The organism is Streptomyces sp. NPDC041135 (genome assembly GCF_055592085.1).
This window is the reverse complement of record NZ_JBVIYZ010000002.1, coordinates 912,814-930,281: the sequence shown is the minus strand read 5'-3', so window position 1 is coordinate 930,281 and position 17,468 is coordinate 912,814. Positions and strand designations below refer to the sequence as shown.

Genomic DNA, 17,468 nt, shown 5'->3' with positions numbered 1-17,468 from the left:
GCGGCCACCCCGCTTCGGCGTCCGGTCCGGGAGCAACGGCTCGATCCGCGTCCATTGCGCATCAGTCAACGGCACACCCGGACCAACGACCGACTGATCCAAACGAAACTGCCTAGTGGACCACGCAGGCGGCCGTCCTTTCGCCTGGGTGGACGATGAGCAAAGCGAGCTGGATCAGACTTACGTGACCGCCCACCACCCAGGGCCCGGGCTCCTCCACCACGTCAACCCACGGATCGGCCTTCGGCCCGGGCCCCGGGCCCCGGGCGCGGAACGCGTGCGCCCGCGCCGGTCAGGTCTGGGGCGGGGTGACCGGCGGCACCGGCGGTACCGCGCCGCGCGCCCGCAGATCGGCGGCGCCACCCGCACCGAGCACCCCGGTGGTCCGCTCCAACTCCTCCGACGGCAGCGCCGACAACGACCGCCGTGCCACCGCCGACACCACCAGCGGCAGCACCGGACGCAGCGGCTGCACCAGACGCAGCCACGGTGGCGCGTAGACGCTGACCGCGCGCCGCTCCACCCCGCGCACCAGCCATCCGGCGACCTGCTCGGGACTGTGCACGCGGCGGGCGGGCGCGGGCTGATGGGAACGCAGGGCCCGCAGCACCGGATGGTCATCAAGGGCCGCGATCATGTCGGTGCCGGTCCAGTGCAGGTACGCGATGCCCACCCCCACGCCCGCCGGACGCACCTCGGTACGCAGGGCCTGGGCGAACGACTCCACGCCCGCCTTCGACGCGCAATAGGCGCTCATCAGCGGCGCCGAACCGAACGCGGCGGTGGACGCCACCTGAAGGAAGTACCCTCTGGTGCGGACGAGTTGGGGCAGGAAGACCCGGGCGGTGTTCGCGCTCCCGATCAGGTTGACCTCGACCACCCGGTCGAACAGCGATGCCTCGCACGTAGCGAACGGGCCCGCGGCGGCGATCCCCGCGTTGGCGATCACCACCGAGGCGGGCCCCAGCCGTGCGCCGACGCTGCGGGCCGCACCCTGGAGCGCCGCCTCGTCGGTGACATCGACCTCGAAACAGTGCGCCTCGGTCGGCAACCCGTCCGCGACCTGACGCAACGAGTCAAGTTCCCGGCCCAGCAGTGCCAACCGCAGGCCCCGCAGGGCCAGCCGGCGTGCCACCGCCGCTCCCACGCCGCGCGCCGCCCCGGTGACCACCGCGATCCGCGCGTACGATCCACCCTCCGCCATGACCGCCTCCAGGCCCGCCCTCACGAACCGCGCCACACCACGCACCCGCACCCGCACCCGCACCCGCACCCGCACCCGCACCCGGCCAGTCGACCACGCCCCCACCCGGCCCGCCCGCCACCGCAAGCCACAAGGGTGACGCCACCGCGGCCTCGGAAAGACGTGTCGTCCGCCATGTCGCATTTCGAAGGTAGGACGGCTTTGGTGATGACGGTCATGCGGTTGGGGCTGACGCGGGATTTGCGGATGATTGGCTTCACTCACGTGAAGTAGCAGCGTTTGATCAGCAGTTTTAGCAGCAGTTTGCGATTCTTGAGTGCTGCAGATGCTCACGCGAGATGACGTCGCCGTGATGGGATGCCACCGGAGTGCGGCGGAAGCGGTCCGTCTCTTGGGCGCTGGCCAACTGCACCACACATGACTAGGCACAGATGGACAACCAGTGGGCCAAGGAGTTCGACCAGCAACTCGAGTACGCCGCGGCACTCCGGTTGGTCGACCTGCGCAGGGCCCGCCGGACGGGCGAGAAGGTAGCTCCGCGAGGCCATGGCCCGGCTGCTGGCCGGCGAACCTCTGCACACCGACGGCGCCCTCATCAAGGAAAACCTCGCCCGAGAAGCACAGGTCAGCCACGCGACCGTCCACCGCGCCGACGGCATCCTCGCCGAGTGGTACGCCAAGGTCGCCCGCCCCGTCCTCCGCACCCCCGGCGAGGTCGCCCGGGACGAGACGATCGCCGGGCTCAGCAAGCAACTGCGCCAGGCGAAAGCCGAGATCACTGAGCTCACCGGCAAACTCGACGCCTGTGGTGGCTGCCCACGGGGCTGCTCTCGTTTCTGCCCCTGCACGCAGCCGGAGCCGACGGCGATAGTGTGCTGGACCGCGTCGTATCGTCGTACGCCCCCACCATCCGTGCCCTCGAACACGCCCCATCGCAGCCACGGGCCGACGCACCGCGGCCGCCCATCGTCGTCGCGCTGCCAGAGCAGGGACTGCCCAACGCACGGCGAGAAGTACTGGCCATCGGCAGGCGCTTTCCGGACGCGCGGCAATTCATCGACCCAGACGCCACGCGCAAGACAGTGCTGGAGGCGCTGCAGGGCTGCTTCGCAGTTCATTTCGCATGCCACGGCGCACAGGGCATCGGCAGTCCCTCCACTGCGGCACTGCAGCTGCACGACGGGCAACTCAGCATGACCGACCTCTCCCGGATCCGCCTGGACCACGCCGAGTTCGCGTTCCTGTCCGCCTGCCACACCGCCCGCCCCGGGCTGGTGCTTCAGGAGGAGGCCGTGCACCTGGCGGGCGCGTTGCAGAATGGGGGGTTCCGGCACGTCATCGGCACGCTGTGGGCGATCCACGACCCGATCGCGGCGACGGTCTCCGAGCAGGTCTACGACCGACTCGCCGCGTCAGGGCGGCTGTCCACGCACCGCACCGCGCACGCGCTGCACGAGGCCGTCCGCCGGATCCGCGAGGCGGCTCCCGACCAGCCGCAACTGTGGGCCTCACACATCCACCTGGGACCGTGACGTCCATGACCGAACCGCTCACCGTGGAAGCAATCTGCCGAGACTGGCACGGGCTCAGGCGGCTCGCCCTGCGCCGCGGGGCGGGCCCCGCCTTCGATCGACTGATCGCACTTGCCCGTTCTGGGGAGCCGGTCGCCCACCATGTGGCCGAGCTGCTGGACCTGCCGACCAGCGACGATGCCGCCCCTGGCTTGTCGCGAGACGGGTACGCCGGACTGCCCGGGATACATGGGCAGGTGGCGGACGGCGTCTCCGTCTGCCCGGCGGGAACCTGCCCGCGCGAGGTGCGCCCCGCCCCGGACGACGCACTCCCCTACTGCGGCATCCACGCCCGCGACATGCTCTTCTTCCCAACACCCGGACCCGGCGGATGAACACCGTCCTCGCCGAACTCGGCAAGCGGCTCGCCGAGCGTTGGGTGACCCTGCTGATCCTGCCGGGCCTGCTGTACGTCCTGGCGCTGTCAGCCGCCGTGGTCCTCGGACAGCAATCCGCGTACAGCGTCGAGCCGGTGACCGGCCGGATGGAGAGCGCGGCGGCCTACCTGGGCGGGCGGCCCGCCATCACGGTGCTGGTGCTGCTCGGCGCCCTGCTCGCCGCGGCCGCCGCCGGTCTGCTGGCGCAGGCCGTCGCCGGGCTCGTGGAGCGGAGCTGGACCGAGTCGTGGGCGCGGCGCCCCCTGAGATGGCTGGGTGACGCCCTCGCTCAGCGGCGCGCGGACGCTTGGGACCGGGCCCAGACGGATTTCCTCCGCGTTGCCCGGGACCTGGCGGGGTCGGCGCGCCCGCCGGGTGAGCTGGATGACTTGGCCGAGCGGCGTAACCGAATCGGGCTCGCGCGGCCCGTGATGCCTACCCGCCTCGGCGATCGCATGCGCGCCGTGCAAAACCGCGTCTGGCGCCAGTACGGCCTGGACTTGGCCAGCGCCTGGCCGCGGCTGTGGCTCATCGTGGACGACGGGACCCGCCAGACCGTGGGCGCCGCGCGCCGTGGTTTCGACGCCGCGACGACGCTCACCGCGTGGGGTGCGCTCTATGCCGCGCTTGCGAGCCTGTGCTGGCCGATCGCTGGGATCGGGGCCGCCGTCGCCGTCATGGGAGTCCGCCGGGGGCGGCGTGCCGCCGCCGTGCTAGCCGACACCGTCGAAGCCGTCGTCGGCCTTCACCACCACGATCTGGCACGCACTCTCGGCGTCCTGGCCGACGACGAGCCGTACACGTCGATGGTGGGGCGGCGTATCACGGAACAACTGCGCAAGGGGGCCTGAAGCCCTGATCGTGGGCCGGTGTCCACGGCGAGGCACGATGATGAGGTCGGTCGAGCGGCGATCCGCTGTTCGCCCGGCGTCGGTGATGACGAGGCTGCAGGGCGCGCTGACGAGCGAATGTTGGAGCCCGGCGAGGCGGCGGCCTGGGTGGCCGAGCGCATCGGCCCGTGCGGCGGCATCCGCTACCGCCTGTGCCGGATCTGCATCCCCGGCTACCCGCGGCCGGCTGACCCCACGGCCCGCGGGGGGCGCCGGCGGGAATCGGCCGGTGGCACCGGCCTGACGGACGTCTGCGGGCGGGGCGTTTGCCGGCTTCCGTGTGCAGGCAGGCCGGTAGGCGACCCGTCGGGAGGTGAACCACCAGTGGCAGGCCGCAGTTCGCGCGGTCCGCACGGGGCCTGAGAGTGCCCGCGGTCGGACAGTGGGGTGGCGAGGTCTTGTTCTGACTCCTCCCGGCGTGCGCGGGAGGTGCGTCAGTTGGACCAGCCTGTCCTGGACGGCGCCGGCCAAGGTCCGCGTCAACGCCCTGCGCCCAGGCTCCGTCCTTGACCCATGTCGAGGGCCGCCCGCTGGCCTGTCGCCGGGGCGGTGGCGGGCGCAGCTGCGACCTGACGTCCACCAGCCAGATCTTGACGGAGTGCTCCGACTTGCGCAGTGGCTCAAGAGCGCTTCGGCCAGCCAGCCCCGGCCCTGAGGCCCCCGGCGGCCTGCCGATGGCAGGCTAGACATAATGATCGGCTGCGGCACGACCCTGTGCGTGCTGAGCGCGGCCGGCCGCCCCCGGTGCAGCCGCCGGCGGATGACGTCAAGGATCCTCTCCTCGCGGCCCCCCTCGGCAAGCCGAGGGTGTCGGGAACGCGGACTCCTTGTCGAAGAGCTCGCGGGGCAGGAGGCTCGTCAGGCGGCCAGCGGCGATGAGGGCGGTGAGTAGGCCAGCGGCAAGCGGCATGCGCGCGGGAAGCCACATATGCCGTATGGAACGTGCGCGCGCGGTTCGTAGCGGGGCTCACGCCGGCTCGGAGATCAGCGCGGCCCCACCCCGCACCCCTTCGCGGGGCCACGCCCCCACCCCCAGGTATCAGTCGTGATCGAACGCTTCGCCGCAGCCGCAAGGGCGGTCAGCGGCTCCGTGTGCGCGGTGTACGACTCCCGCCAGTTCGCCAGCGGCCTCGGGAGTCAAACGGTAGAACCCCTGGAGGCTGATCGATCTTTTGAGACGACCATCCACCACGTACTTCAGGCCGCGGGTCTGACCTCGCCGGTTCCGCCAGGTAAGCCTCGCAAGCAGTTCACCGGGGATGGGTACATCGAAGCGGACGGGCGTCGCGTCCACATGAACTGCTTGGGCCCCACAGCCGCCGGCGCCGAGCATCGACCAGTCATCGTGCCCGGGATATGCCAGGTCGTCCCAGGCGGCGGGGGCTGTGCCGCAGCAGTCGCGGCGCCCCGCGTCGATCACTCGCATCCGACTCACCACGAACACTTCGCGTTGGTTGACGTGCAGCGCGTACACCTCGTCCCCAGCACGGGCACCCGTCCACGCCGGCAGGGAGGAGTGAGCGCCACTGAAGGCGACCGGCGGTCGCTCGCCCACACGGCCTGCCTTGCGCAGCGCACGGCACGTGTCATGGGTCCACAAGACGGTGAAGGCATCAGACATACCGTGATCCTATGAACAGGGACTGACAGCCCCCTTGTGGCAGACAACGCTCACGGGAGGTCTGTGTAGAGCTGGACACGGCTCCGGCCCGGAAACTCACGCGCTGTTCGAATCCGTTGATGAACTCCGCTGCCTACCGAAGTGGTAAGCATCTGCTGTCCGTTCTCGGTTCTGGCACAGATCTTGAGGAGACGTTGCGGAGCGTTACCTTGACGTTCGAGGTGGAGATCAGGTGACCGAGTCTGCCGTCCAAGAGGCGAAGTAGTACTGGAGCCCCTACTCTGGCTCCCCGAGACGAGACTTCACCACAACCGCGTCCTGCTCCTGTGCGTCCTATTACTGAGCGCCGGCAGAAGTCGGCCACCCCGGGGGATCGGGACGCCAGTCATGCAGAAGTATGCGATCGTCCAGCACATCACACGGCTCTTCCGGCCACCGAGTGGTGCAAGACGGCAGCCGCCCACGTTCGCCCGGCAACTGGCGGGGCTCTGGCTGTTCGCGCTTGCCCTTGATGCCGGGCTCACCGCGATCGGCTGGGACGCCGAGTTCAGCATGGCACTGCTGCTCCTCTTCTACGGCGACATCACCGACGGGGTGCGGTACCGCTGGACGGCCATACTGGCCGCGCTGACAGTCCTGTCGGCTGCCAGCCCGCTCACAAGAGCCGTCCTACCCGGCTCCCTCGACGACGCCTGGGCGCAGAGTGTTGGCTGCGCTGTCGGTGTGACGCTCGGGCTGGCAGTGAGTGCCGCGGTCACACGGCTTCCGGAACGCCGACCACATAGGCCCGCCGGGGGACACGACTCCGGATTCAGCGGTCAAGACTCTCCGTAAAGGGAGAAGGGCCGCCGTTCGGCGGCCCATTATGGAAGCTGGTTTGACAGACCCCCCAGCCGGTCAGTGAGGCTGTCCGGGGGCGCTGAGCCATGCGTACGCCTCGGCGAGGTTCTTGAGTCTCTCAGCCTGGACAGGGGCCGTCGTTTTCCCCAGTCTCTCAGCGCATCCGGCGATGGCATCTCCTCACCCCCCGGATGGGTTGAGAGGGGGCATGCGACGAGGGTCTGACAGTGAGGCCTGACGTCCAGGCGGCCGGGCCGGTACCGAAGGAGCAGTGCAGGATCCTCGGGTAGCGTCCGGCGCCGCCGGTCCAGTTCCCAGAGAACGCCCCCACGGTGGCGGGGCGTTCCGGCACGCAGCTGCTGTTCTCGGCTGCTGCGCTTACACGGGGATACCTCGAGGTCGGCGGGGATGAAGGTGCTGTGTGGGGTTCCCGGCCGGTCTCGGGAACCCCACCCATACGTTCGGGTTCGGTCAGGCGAGGGTCAGTGCTCGCTGGGCGGTGATGTCCCGGGAGGATCGTGCCGTCGCGAAGGTGTAGGTGCCCGGCACGACGGTCCAGGCGCTGGCGGACCTGATAGCGAGGTCCTGCGCGGGGATGGTGAAGGCGAGCTGCTTCGGGCCGCTCGGCGGGAGGGTGACCTTCTGGAAGCCGACGAGGCGGCGGGGTTCCGCGGCGGCCGTGCTCGGCATGGAGGCGTAGACCTGCCCTGTCCACCGAGAAGATGAGCGGCCGCATGTCCCAGCACGCCGCCGCGGACGAGCATGCCGGCCGCCGAGCTGTACGCGCGAACCGGCCTTCAGTACGCGCCGTTCAACACCCTGTACCAGCTGACGGCGGCCCGCTCCGCCGCGCAACTGGCGCACGCAGAACGGCTGTTGCTCATCCCGGACCTGCTGTCCTACTGGCTCACCGGCGAGCAGGGCACCGAGCTGACCAACGCCTCCACCACCCAGCTCGTCGACCCCCGCACCCGCGACTGGTCGCGGGAGGTCGCCGACCGGCTCGGCATCGACCTCGGCCTGTTCGCGCCGCTGCGGCGGCCCGGCGATCCGGCGGGCCTGCTGCGGCCCGGCGTGCTGGAGGAGACCGGGCTGCGCGGCCCGGTGCCGGTGACGGCGGTCGGCTCCCACGACACGGCGTCCGCGGTCGCGGCCGTCCCGGCGACCGGCGAGCGGTTCGCGTACATCTGCACCGGCACCTGGTCGCTGGCCGGCCTGGAGCTGACGGCGCCCGTCCTCACCGAGGAGAGCCGCGCCGCCAACTTCACCAACGAACTGGGCCTGGACGGCACGGTGCGCTACCTACGCAACATCATGGGCCTGTGGCTGCTCCAGGAGTGCGTACGGGCCTGGGGCGACCCGGATCTGGGCGACCTGCTGCGGGAGGCGGCCAAGGTGCCGGCGCTGCGGTCGGTCGTGGACGCGGGCGACGCGGCGTTCCTCGCGCCGGGCCGGATGCCGGAGCGGATCGCCGAGGCCTGCCACGCCTCCGGCCAGCCGGTACCGGAGTCCCCGGGCGCCGTGACGCGCTGCATCCTCGACTCGCTGGCACTCGCCCACCGCAAGGCCGTGGCGGACGCCGAGCGGCTCGCCGACCATCCGGCCGACGTCGTGCACATCGTCGGCGGCGGCACCCGCAACGCGCTGCTGTGCCAGCTGACCGCGGACGCCTGCGGGCTGCCGGTGGTGGCGGGCCCGACCGAGGCGGCCGCCCTGGGCAACGTCCTCGTCCAGGCCCGGTCGCACGGGCTGGTCGGCGACCGCGCGCACAGCCGCGCGCTGCTCGTCCGCACACAGCCGCTGTCCCGGTACGAGCCGCGCGGCGACACCACGCTCTGGCGTGCCGCGCAGGCTCGGCTCGACGCGGCATGACGGCGCTCCTGCGGGCCGTGTCCCCCTATTACGCTGCTCGTCCGATGACCGATCACAAGGAGCCGCGATGCGTGTCGCCCTGTTCCTGACCTGTGTCAACGACGCGCTCTACCCGGACACCGGGCGCGCTGTGGTGAAACTGCTGACCAGGCTGGGTGTCGACGTCGACTTCCCGATGGCCCAGACCTGCTGCGGGCAGGCGCACTACAACACCGGCTACCGCCACGAGGCGGAGCCGCTGGCCCGGCACTTCTCCGAGGTCTTCGGCGGCTACGACGCGATCGTGACGCCGTCCGGGTCCTGCGGGGCGATGGTGCGGGAGCTGTATCCGCGGATGGGGGAACGGGCCCGGGCGGAGGGGCGCGGGGACACCCTGACCGCGACCCTGGCGCCGGTGGTGCCGAAGACGTACGAGCTGACGGAGTTCCTGGTGGACGTGCTCGGGGTGACCGACGTGGGCGCCTACTATCCGCACACGGTGACGTACCACCCGACCTGTCACGGGCTGCGCGGCCTCGGCCTCGGCGACCGGCCGCGGCGGCTGCTCCAGGCCGTGAGAGGGCTGGAGCTGGCCGAGCTGCCGGGCGCCGAGGAGTGCTGCGGCTTCGGCGGCACGTTCGCGGTGAAGAACGCGGACGTGTCGGCGGCGATGGGCGCGGACAAGGTACGCAACGCCGAGTCGACGGGCGCGGAGGTGCTGTGCGCGGCCGACAACTCGTGCCTGATGCACCTCGGCGGCACCATGACCCGGCTGCGCACCGCGATGCGCCCGGTGCACATCGCGGAGATCCTGGCGAGCACGGAGGAGGAGCCGGCGGCATGAGTGGAACCTTCGTCGGGATGCCGGCCTTCCCGAAGGCCGCGCACGACGCCGTACGCGACGCGACCCTGCGCGGCAACCTGCGCCACGCCACCCACACGATCCGCGCCAAGCGGGCGGCCGCCGTGGCGGAGGTGTCCGACTGGGCGGCACTGCGGGAGGCCGGCAAGCAGATCAAGGACCACACGCTGCGCCATCTCGACCGCTACCTCGTGCAGCTGGAGGAGTCGGTCACCGCGGCGGGCGGCACCGTCCACTGGGCCGCCGACGCCGACGAGGCGAACCGGATCGTGGCGGACCTGGTCAAGGCCACCGGCGAGATTGAGGTGGTCAAGGTCAAGTCGATGGTCACCCAGGAGATCGGCCTGAACGAGGCCCTGGAGGCGGAGGGAATCCGCGCCTACGAGACCGATCTGGCCGAACTCATCGTGCAGCTGGGCAAGGACCGGCCCTCGCACATCCTGGTCCCGGCGATCCACCGCAACCGCGGCGAGATCCGGGACATCTTCCGCTCCGAGATGGGCGCGTGGGGCCGCCCCGCCCCCGAGGGCCTCACCGACACGCCCGCCGAACTCGCCGAGGCGGCCCGGCTGCACCTGCGGGAGAAGTTCCTGCGGGCCAAGGTCGGCATCTCCGGCGCCAACTTCATGGTCGCCGAGACCGGCACGCTGGTCGTGGTGGAGTCCGAGGGCAACGGGCGGATGTGCCTGACCCTGCCCGAGACGCTGATCTCGGTCGTCGGCATCGAGAAGGTGGTGCCGACCTGGCGGGACCTGGAGGTGTTCCTCCAGACCCTCCCCCGCTCCTCGACCGCCGAACGCATGAACCCGTACACCAGCATGTGGACCGGCACCACCGACGAGGACGGCCCGCACGACTTCCACCTGGTCCTGCTCGACAACGGCCGCACCGACACCCTCGCCGACGAGGTCGGACGCCAGGCCCTGCGCTGCATCCGCTGCTCGGCCTGCCTGAACGTGTGCCCGGTCTACGAGCGGGCCGGCGGGCACGCCTACGGGTCGGTGTACCCGGGCCCCATCGGCGCGATCCTCAGCCCGCAGCTGCGCGGCACGGCCAGCGAGATCGACGCCTCGCTGCCGTACGCGTCCTCGCTGTGCGGCGCCTGCTACGACGTGTGCCCGGTCGCCATCGACATCCCCGAGGTGCTGGTCCACCTGCGCGAGCGGGTCGTCGAGGGCGGCCCGGTGACCCGCGAGGGCAACAAGGTGGTGCTCCGGCCGGCCAAGGGCCACGCCGCCGAGCGGTCCGCCATGCGCGCGGCCCGCTGGGCGTTCGAGCACCCGGGCGCGCTGCGCGGCGGCCAGCGGCTCGCCTCCCGGACCCGGCGCTTCCATCCGCGGACGCTGCCCGGCCCCGGCAAGGCGTGGAGCGGCACCCGGGACCTGCCGCCGGTGCCCGCGGAGCCGTTCCGCGACTGGTGGCAGCGCACGCACGGCGGAAAGGACGCGAAGTGAGCAGCAGGGAACGGATCCTGGGCCGGGTGCGGCGGGCGCTCGCGGACGTCGAGCCGGACGCGGCGCCCTACGAACGGGCCGTCGAGCGCGGCTATCTGCGCGAGCACGGCGAGCGCGGCACCGAGCAGACGGTGGAGCTGCTGGCGGAGAACCTCGCGGACTACCGGGCGATCGTGCACCGCTGCACCGCCGCCGAACTGCCGGCCACCCTCGCCGGGCTGCTCGCCGCGCACGGGACGAAGACGGTCCTGGTGCCGCCCGGCCTGCCCGCGGACTGGCTCGCGGCGGCCGCGTCCGAGCAGGTCCCGGACCGGGCGGAGAGCACCCCCTACGAGCTGGACCGGATCGACAGCGTGGTCACGGGCTGCGCGGTCGCGGCCGCCGAGACCGGCACGATCGTGCTGGACGGCGGCCCGGCGCAAGGCCGCCGCCGGATCACCCTGGTCCCCGACCACCACATCTGTGTCGTACGGGTCCCGGAGCAGGTCGTCTCCTCCGTCCCGCAGGCCCTGGAGCGGCTCGACCCGGCGCGCCCGCTGACCTGGATCTCCGGTCCGTCCGCGACCAGCGACATCGAACTCGACAGGGTCGAGGGGGTGCACGGTCCGCGCACCCTTGAGGTGGTGCTGCTGAGCGGCGAGTGACCCGCCGCCGGCGTGCAGAGGTAGTCGGCGAGGTGGAAGGCGACGGCGGCCCTCGCCGTGATCGACGGCTGGATCGCGGTGGAAGAGCACCGCGAGGCAGAACCGCGCCGTGGCGAGGAGAGGCGGCCACGAGCGTCGCCGCCTGCACACTGGTGAGTGCTGGGCAGCGGCCAAGAGTGGCCGGTGCCGTCCGGTCACCCGGCAGCAGGCGGTCGAGGCACTGCGACAGCAGGTCCCAGCGTGCGTCCACTGAGCCCCTGCGGCCTCGCGCTCCGCGGCCGACACGCCGCCGGATGCCCCACTGACCTGACGCCGGGCTGGGCGGCCGAGGCGAAGTAGGACGGTTCTCCAGACGCCTCGCATGTGTCTCAGTAAGCCTGCGAAGCAAGTCGAGGCGTTCGTCTACCTCAGCGACCGTTGTTCGCACGGTGGTCGTCGTATGGTCCAGCCGGTTGGCCTGATCGGTGACTCCGTCACTCTGAGCCGTAGTAGAGCCGGAGGAACTCCCCCATCGCCGCGTCGACGCCGGCGCGGTCGCCGGTGGCGAGCAGGTCGAGCAGCAGACCGCGAACAGTGGCGAGCCCCAGCCTGGCCCGGTTCCGGGCCACGGCAGGGTCCGCCCCTGCGGCGACCTCGGCGGCCACGAGCGGCTCCAGCCAGTCGTTCACGAGCCCTTCAAGGACCGGGGCGGCCTCGGGGCGGCCACGCAGCGCCTGTGCACAGACTTCGAAGAAGAGCCGCTCCTGATCAGCCAGTCGGGGGTCCGTCAGCTGCTGCCAGAGAAGCCGCGCAGCATCGGCGGGCGAGAGACCGGGTTCCAGGCGCAGCCGGAACAGCAGATCGCGCTGGCGCTGCTCCGACGTCCGGACGATCTCGGCGAGCAGCTGTTCCTTGGAGCCGAAGTAGTGGATCAGCATGCGGTGGCTGACGCCGATCTCGGCGCCCAGGCCGCGCAGGCTCAGGTCGGTGAGGCCGTGGGCCGCGACGTAGTCAACGGCCGCGTTCACCAGGTGAGCGCGTCGGTCCCCCTCCGCGCCCGGCGCGCCCTCGTCCTCGTCCTCGTCCTCGGGATGCGAGCCGTCCGTATTCACCACGTCGCGAGCGTACCGATCGGTGCATGCCATGTGTACCGTCTGGTACATGAAGTCTGTCACCGTGTCGATCGACGTACAGCAGACGCCTGAGCAGGTCTACGACTTCCTCGATGTCATGGCGCACCACGAGCGATTCACCAACCACTACCTGAGTGACTGGCGCTACAGCGGCCCTGGCCGCGGTATCGGTGCGTGCGCCACGGTCACAGCCGCGCTGGGCAGCACCAGGACCGACGTCACCATCGAGGTCGTCGAAGCCGACCCGCCACGGCGCATCGTCGAACGGAACATCAGCGCGGCCGGCCGACGCCTGGCCCAGGGCACCTACACCATCGAACCGCTGCGGGCCGGCGGGAGCCACGTGGCGTTCACATACGTCTGGATGCGCGCCCCGGTCGCCGACCGTCTGCTGGCACCCGTCATCCGGGCCACGATGCGGCGCGCCAACCGCACGGTCATGCGACGTCTGGCCGCCGAGTTGGCTCGCCATGTGTCCGTTGCCGGATCTTGAGGTCGGTACATGCCAGCTCTTCGTGCCCGAGCGGTCCAGGCCGCGCGAGTGCCCGCCTCATTTCATGGCGTTCGACCTGCTGCGGCGCCCACCTTGACCCCGGTCAGGCCGGCGGTGGGCGCGGCAGCAAGCACGCTCTGGTGGGTTCTGGGCCGGGTGAGCGGGGGCAGGCCGAGACGGTCGGCGATGCCTCGTACCTCTCCGCGGCGCTGCGCGCCGGTAAGGTCGGCACCGGATGGCTCGTGGCCAGTGTCCGTCTCGTGCTGCTGGCGGTTGCGCATGTCCTCGTCCCACAGTGACAGCGTGCGGCGTCGGCGTTCGGCCCGGGCCGGGCCGTCGAGGAGCCACAGGGCGGTGGCGAAGTTCTCCAGGGCGCCGCGCAGCAGCGTTCAGGGGCACGCCCTAAGCGCTGTCCCATAAATGATCTACGACGTGTTCGTTGACCAGCCTGCCCCTTCGTCACCCAGTGAGGGCGAGGTTGTGCAGGCGGGCGATGCCGAGCATCGCGTGGTGAACGCCGTCGCCCTTGAGACGGCAGTCGCAGAGGATCTTCCAGGTCTTCATCCTGGCGAAGGCGTGCTCGACGCGGGCGCGGATCCTGCGGTGGGACGCGTTGTGCTCCTCCTTCCAGGGCGGGAGCTCGGTCTGGCCTCCTTCGCGGCGGTGCGGGACGACCAGGCCGGTGCCCCGGTAGCCGCCGTCGGTGTCCTGACGGAACCGCTGACGGGGCTGCACCGCGAGCGTCGGCCCCAGGTGGTCGATGATGCGGTCGGCCGCGGACTTCGGAACGCCGAACAGCAGCGCCAGCTGCCGCAGCGTCAGGTTCGTGCGCCAATATGCGGTGACCAGCAGCACCCGGTCCTCCAGCGGCAGGCTCCAGGGCCTGCCCTTGCGGACCGGGTCTGCGCCTGCTCTTCGCAACGTGGTCAGCAACTTCGCGAACTGCCGTGGGCTCAGCCCGGTGAACGGGACTATCCGCGAGGGCTCTGACGCCGTAACCACATCAGCCACGGCAAGATCGTCTCACCTGCCGGGCAGGCAGTTGGCGAGCCAGTCCGCCTGCTCCGCACGACTGCCGCCCCCATCACCGTCCACCACGTAGGCCAACGCCTCCACAAAGGTAGAGCCCAGAGGCCAGAGGCAGTTCGGCCCCACGGCGACGACGAGACCGCTGGCTGAGATATACGCAAGGAACTGGCTCGACCACATGCCCAGAGGGCTGTAGTTCTCTCCGTAGTGAAGCCTCAGCTTGGACGCTTCCTCAGCGTCGTCGATACAAGCGTCAACGGGGTCCATGTGCAGTGACGAACCGGGGACACGGCTCGAGGAACTCCTGATCATCAGTTCGCCGAACTCGGCCCAGACCGCTATCGCCACGTCGTTGAGTTCGAACCCAGCACCCGTCAGTTGCCGCGTCCAGTCCGTAACGGAGATCTTGCGACCCGCTGTCCACCCAGCAGCGCCAAGCGCGTCCAGCACCGACGGACTGCAAGCCGTCACCGACTCACTGATGTGTTCTATGCGCGCTCCCACTCGACCTTGTCTGTTGCCCCAGTCTGCCGCACCTCCCGACCAACGGACAGGGCCATGGGCAACGAAGGACACGAAGATCGTGTACGGGACAACCCTTAGTGCTGTGGCCGGGAAGGTTTACCGGGGTTCTTGATCACACGGTGAGGATCGTCGGCCGCCCCTGAGGAGGCTTGTAACCACATGGGCTCAGTGACCTCGTGCCGGCGTCCTCCCCATGCGGTGCAGCAGTCGCATTTGTGGGGAGAGGTTGTGAGCGGGCACGCGTTCAGGAGCGGCGAAGAACCGATGGGTTGTTTCGACAGCGGTGGGCGTTTCCGGCATGCCGGCGTAGATCTCGTCAAGATGCTCTTCGATCCACGCCACGAGGCTGCCGTCGAGGGTGTCGTCCACGTTGACGGCCCGTGCGAGATCCCACGTGTGGACAGCGCTGTCCGTGACTCTCACGGCAAGTGCCTGCCGGCCGGACACCGGGCCCAAGGGATAGTCCAGAACCCTCTGAAGAGCACCGGTCTCCCCGAACGCTTGGGCACACTCTCGTACGGACAGGGCGTACGCGCCAACCGGGTCCGTGCCCAGCGCGTCAGCGTCCCGCAGCCGCAGGAAATCGGCGGCGCCGCCGCCATGCAGCAGACTCACGTAATTGAAGTTGCCGCGAGTCATGTGGTTGACCAACTGCCGCATGTTCCACTCGGTGCAGGGAGTTGGCCAGGACCACTGCTCGGATCGCACTGCTCGCAGTTTCCGTTCGAACTCGGCGCTGGCCCCGAGGAACCGGTCGATGAGCCCGTCAAACGCGTTGACCATGTGACCCAGCATGCTCGCCGCGGGCAGCCGGGTCCGGCGGGTATCCGACGTCGAGGTGGAGTTCTCGGTACCCCCGCCACCCCGGCGCCTACCAGCGCATCGCCACCTGGAGACGGGGCCGTAGCGGTGCTTCGCCTGCTCTGGCAAGGAAGGCTCGCTGGGTTGCTCGATCACGCAGCGAGAGTGGATCGGCCTCCCCGGCGGATGCCCTTCTCACTGCGAATGCGGGCGCGTTCCTTGCGCTGGGCGGCCAGCGACGTCGGAGTGACGGGCGTTGGCGTTGCGCCAGCGCAGGTAGCGGTGCAGGGCCCAGGTCTGTGCGGGGTGGCTGTGGTGGTGGGAGTTGGCCAGGGTGAACTGCCGCAGTGGGCCGAAGTGTGCCTCGACCGGGCTGGCCCAGGAGGCGTAGGTCGGGGTGAAGCAGAACTCGACCTTGTTCTTCTTCGCCCAGCGGCGGATATCCGCGCCAGTGAGGGCGGAGAGGTTGTCGCATCCCGCATGACAGCTGAGACTGACCGGTGTCAGAGCAGGCCAGGACACCGGCAGGCTGCTTCAGGACGTTGGTACTCTCCGCATCTACGGCGAGGAGGGGAGATGATCGTGGGAGCAGCGCCGTCGGGTCCTCCGAGCCGCTGGTTCAGAGGAACTGGCTTCGGGGTCCTCTTCGGTGGACTGACCGCGGTGGTGTCCACTGCTGCCATTGGGAATGCTTGGGCTGTATGTGACATCGGCAACGGCGTGACCAATGGCATGGCCTTGCTGTTTCTCGTCCCTCTCATATGGATCGCCGCTGCGGTTTCGTGGGTGATCCTGTACAGCACCGTCGGAAGACGTCATCGCAGGACAGCCCTGACTGCAGGGCTCATCTTCACCCTGTGGTTCACCTGGTTCCTTGTCACATGGCTCGGCATGCCGGACTCCTACCCCGCACCGTTGTGCCCGGGCAACGTCCCACCTTGGTGGCCGAGCTTCATCCCTGCATGACTCCGGCGAAGCCTGTGAACCTTGGCAGCGGCACCCTGCTCAACAGCACCCCCGACCAGCCGCTGCACGCCGGCAAGATCGTGTTACGAGTTCAAAGTCCGCGCGCCATATCCACATGCCATCGGTTACCAGCGATGAGCAGCCGGACGTGTGCCGGTGAACCTCTCCCGTGACGACATCGACCCCTGCCTCCATGACGTACGTGAGGTGATGGCCTACGTCGGGATACTCCACGATGTCCGCTTCATCCGGCTCGCGGACGCTTGCACCTGAGCCCTCAGCGGTCAACTCGCTCGAATAGCCGAAGCCCTCGAAGACCGCAGCCGCCTGGCCGCGTGATCACGACCGAGCCACTGCTCAATATTCCAGCCGAAGATCGTGATCTCGCGCACCGACATCCGCACCCGCCTCGGGGCCATAGAGGTATGGCGGTTCGTCGCCGACGTCCACCACCCCACCCACCTCCACCTGGTCGGGTTCCGGGTGCTGGCCCGCGGCGGGCGCGCGCCCCTGCCGCGCGATGCAGGACTGAAGGACACCCTCTCGCTGCGGCCGGGCGAGTCCGCGGAGATCGTGGCCCGCTTCGACGGTTACCGCGGCCGCTACCTCTTCCACTGCCACAACGCGGAACACGAGGACATGGGGATGATGGCCAACCTCGAAATAGTCTGATACCAGCTCATTGCGGACCAGGTCCCGGTCGAGTGAGGCCGCACTCCAGACGTAGCGACAGGCGCGCAGATCCCGGCGGTGTGGGTGGTCGGCGGGGTGGCGGTGCTGCTGTACGGCGTGCTGCCCCGGGGCGCGGTCGCCGCGTGGGGTGTGGCGGGCGCGGTCTTGCTGATCGGCTGGCTGGGCCCGGCCCTGGATGTGCCGCAGACGGTGCTGAACCTCTCTCCCTTCGGGCACCTGCCGAAGCTGCCTGGTCAGGTCATGCGGTGGATGCCGGCGGGGGCACTGACCGCGCTCGCTGCCGTGCTGGTCACCGGCGGGCTCGCGGCCTTGCGGGGGCGGGACCTCACCAGCTGAGCCACCACCTCCGCTCCGCCACGGCGGCTCACCCCACCTCGTCGGCCGGCCCTTTCAACTCTCCGTCACGAAGCGGCGCGTGTCCTTCAGCGTCGGCATCCGCTACTGCGTCGGCGCCCCGCTGTCCCGCATCGAAAAGGACCTCTCGAGAGGCAGCCTGGACAGGCCCAACGGCATAGGGCGCGTCCTGACCCGGCCG

Annotated in this window: 18 protein-coding genes and 3 pseudogenes; 13 read left to right on the top strand and 8 right to left on the bottom strand. The window is 70.1% G+C overall.

The annotated features are described in order from the left end of the window. Positions 1–292: 292 nt before the first annotated feature. A complete protein-coding gene (locus ACZ6CZ_RS08380) occupies positions 293–1,204 on the bottom strand; it encodes a short-chain dehydrogenase/reductase (RefSeq protein WP_469016513.1) in 912 nt (303 codons plus the stop codon). Here ACZ6CZ_RS08380 and ACZ6CZ_RS08375 point away from each other — a divergent pair. From ACZ6CZ_RS08375 to ACZ6CZ_RS08360, 4 genes are all read left to right on the top strand, one after another. After that, on the top strand, positions 1,203–1,343 hold the full coding sequence (locus ACZ6CZ_RS08375) for a hypothetical protein (protein WP_469016511.1): 141 nt from the start codon (positions 1,203–1,205) through the stop codon (positions 1,341–1,343). The genes ACZ6CZ_RS08380 and ACZ6CZ_RS08375 overlap by 2 nt on opposite strands. Positions 1,344–2,007: 664 nt before the next feature. Next, entirely contained in the window at positions 2,008–2,736 is a 729-nt protein-coding gene (locus ACZ6CZ_RS08370; protein WP_469016608.1) for a CHAT domain-containing protein, read from the top strand. Positions 2,737–2,741: 5 nt separating this feature from the next. Further along, positions 2,742–3,110: a hypothetical protein gene (locus ACZ6CZ_RS08365; protein WP_469016509.1), complete on the top strand. Its 369-nt coding sequence runs from the start codon at positions 2,742–2,744 to the stop codon at positions 3,108–3,110. Beyond that, entirely contained in the window at positions 3,107–4,003 is an 897-nt protein-coding gene (locus ACZ6CZ_RS08360; protein WP_469016506.1) for a hypothetical protein, read from the top strand. Before ACZ6CZ_RS08365 ends, ACZ6CZ_RS08360 begins: the two co-directional genes overlap by 4 nt. Positions 4,004–5,081: 1,078 nt before the next feature. Here ACZ6CZ_RS08360 and ACZ6CZ_RS08355 read toward each other — a convergent pair. Next, entirely contained in the window at positions 5,082–5,663 is a 582-nt protein-coding gene (locus tag ACZ6CZ_RS08355) for a hypothetical protein (protein WP_469016504.1), read from the bottom strand. A gap of 387 nt (positions 5,664–6,050) precedes the next feature. Between ACZ6CZ_RS08355 and ACZ6CZ_RS08350 the strand changes: the two genes are divergently transcribed. Beyond that, positions 6,051–6,497 (top strand): hypothetical protein, encoded by a 447-nt coding sequence (locus ACZ6CZ_RS08350; protein WP_469016501.1) that lies wholly within the window; start codon positions 6,051–6,053, stop codon positions 6,495–6,497. 477 nt (positions 6,498–6,974) lie between these two features. Here ACZ6CZ_RS08350 and ACZ6CZ_RS08345 read toward each other — a convergent pair whose 3' ends face one another. After that, positions 6,975–7,367 (bottom strand): fibronectin type III-like domain-contianing protein, encoded by a 393-nt coding sequence (locus tag ACZ6CZ_RS08345; RefSeq protein ID WP_469016498.1) that lies wholly within the window; start codon positions 7,365–7,367, stop codon positions 6,975–6,977. Here ACZ6CZ_RS08345 and ACZ6CZ_RS08340 point away from each other — a divergent pair. The 5 genes and pseudogenes from ACZ6CZ_RS08340 to ACZ6CZ_RS08320 all read left to right on the top strand — a co-directional run. Then, a pseudogene (locus tag ACZ6CZ_RS08340) lies at positions 7,266–8,375 on the top strand (rhamnulokinase); the annotation flags it as partial. The gene ACZ6CZ_RS08345 and the pseudogene ACZ6CZ_RS08340 sit on opposite strands and share 102 nt — an antisense overlap. A gap of 67 nt (positions 8,376–8,442) precedes the next feature. Continuing rightward, entirely contained in the window at positions 8,443–9,198 is a 756-nt protein-coding gene (locus tag ACZ6CZ_RS08335; RefSeq protein WP_469016495.1) for a (Fe-S)-binding protein, read from the top strand. Next, positions 9,195–10,670: a LutB/LldF family L-lactate oxidation iron-sulfur protein gene (locus tag ACZ6CZ_RS08330; protein ID WP_469016492.1), complete on the top strand. Its 1,476-nt coding sequence runs from the start codon at positions 9,195–9,197 to the stop codon at positions 10,668–10,670. Before ACZ6CZ_RS08335 ends, ACZ6CZ_RS08330 begins: the two co-directional genes overlap by 4 nt. After that, the gene (locus tag ACZ6CZ_RS08325; protein ID WP_469016490.1) at positions 10,667–11,314 is read left to right on the top strand and encodes a LutC/YkgG family protein; all 648 of its coding nucleotides are present in this window, start codon (positions 10,667–10,669) and stop codon (positions 11,312–11,314) included. The genes ACZ6CZ_RS08330 and ACZ6CZ_RS08325 overlap by 4 nt, the downstream gene beginning before the upstream one ends. Before the next feature lie 109 nt (positions 11,315–11,423). After that, positions 11,424–11,567: a DUF6233 domain-containing protein gene (locus ACZ6CZ_RS08320; protein ID WP_469016487.1), complete on the top strand. Its 144-nt coding sequence runs from the start codon at positions 11,424–11,426 to the stop codon at positions 11,565–11,567. Positions 11,568–11,787: 220 nt separating this feature from the next. Here the strand turns inward: ACZ6CZ_RS08320 and ACZ6CZ_RS08315 are convergent, their stop codons facing one another. Next, a complete protein-coding gene (locus ACZ6CZ_RS08315) occupies positions 11,788–12,456 on the bottom strand; it encodes a TetR/AcrR family transcriptional regulator (protein ID WP_469016485.1) in 669 nt (222 codons plus the stop codon). Between ACZ6CZ_RS08315 and ACZ6CZ_RS08310 the strand changes: the two genes are divergently transcribed. Next, complete coding sequence (locus ACZ6CZ_RS08310; protein WP_469016482.1) at positions 12,455–12,919, top strand: SRPBCC family protein; 465 nt, start codon at positions 12,455–12,457, stop codon at positions 12,917–12,919. The genes ACZ6CZ_RS08315 and ACZ6CZ_RS08310 overlap by 2 nt on opposite strands. A gap of 459 nt (positions 12,920–13,378) precedes the next feature. Here the strand turns inward: ACZ6CZ_RS08310 and ACZ6CZ_RS08305 are convergent, their stop codons facing one another. The 4 genes and pseudogenes from ACZ6CZ_RS08305 to ACZ6CZ_RS08290 form a co-directional block, all read right to left on the bottom strand. After that, a complete protein-coding gene (locus ACZ6CZ_RS08305) occupies positions 13,379–13,930 on the bottom strand; it encodes a transposase family protein (RefSeq protein WP_469016480.1) in 552 nt (183 codons plus the stop codon). 12 nt (positions 13,931–13,942) lie between these two features. Continuing rightward, entirely contained in the window at positions 13,943–14,398 is a 456-nt protein-coding gene (locus ACZ6CZ_RS08300) for an SUKH-3 domain-containing protein (protein ID WP_469016477.1), read from the bottom strand. 240 nt (positions 14,399–14,638) lie between these two features. Beyond that, positions 14,639–15,256 (bottom strand): TIGR03086 family metal-binding protein, encoded by a 618-nt coding sequence (locus tag ACZ6CZ_RS08295; protein ID WP_469016475.1) that lies wholly within the window; start codon positions 15,254–15,256, stop codon positions 14,639–14,641. Between the two features lie 170 nt (positions 15,257–15,426). Next, a pseudogene (locus tag ACZ6CZ_RS08290) lies at positions 15,427–15,745 on the bottom strand (IS630 family transposase); the annotation flags it as partial. Between the two features lie 873 nt (positions 15,746–16,618). Between ACZ6CZ_RS08290 and ACZ6CZ_RS08285 the strand changes: the two are divergent. Both ACZ6CZ_RS08285 and ACZ6CZ_RS08280 read left to right on the top strand, forming a co-directional pair. Then, positions 16,619–16,912: a multicopper oxidase domain-containing protein gene (locus tag ACZ6CZ_RS08285; RefSeq protein ID WP_469016472.1), complete on the top strand. Its 294-nt coding sequence runs from the start codon at positions 16,619–16,621 to the stop codon at positions 16,910–16,912. A gap of 66 nt (positions 16,913–16,978) precedes the next feature. Then, a pseudogene (locus ACZ6CZ_RS08280) lies at positions 16,979–17,269 on the top strand (ABC transporter permease); the annotation flags it as partial. Between the last annotated feature and the right edge of the window lie 199 nt (positions 17,270–17,468).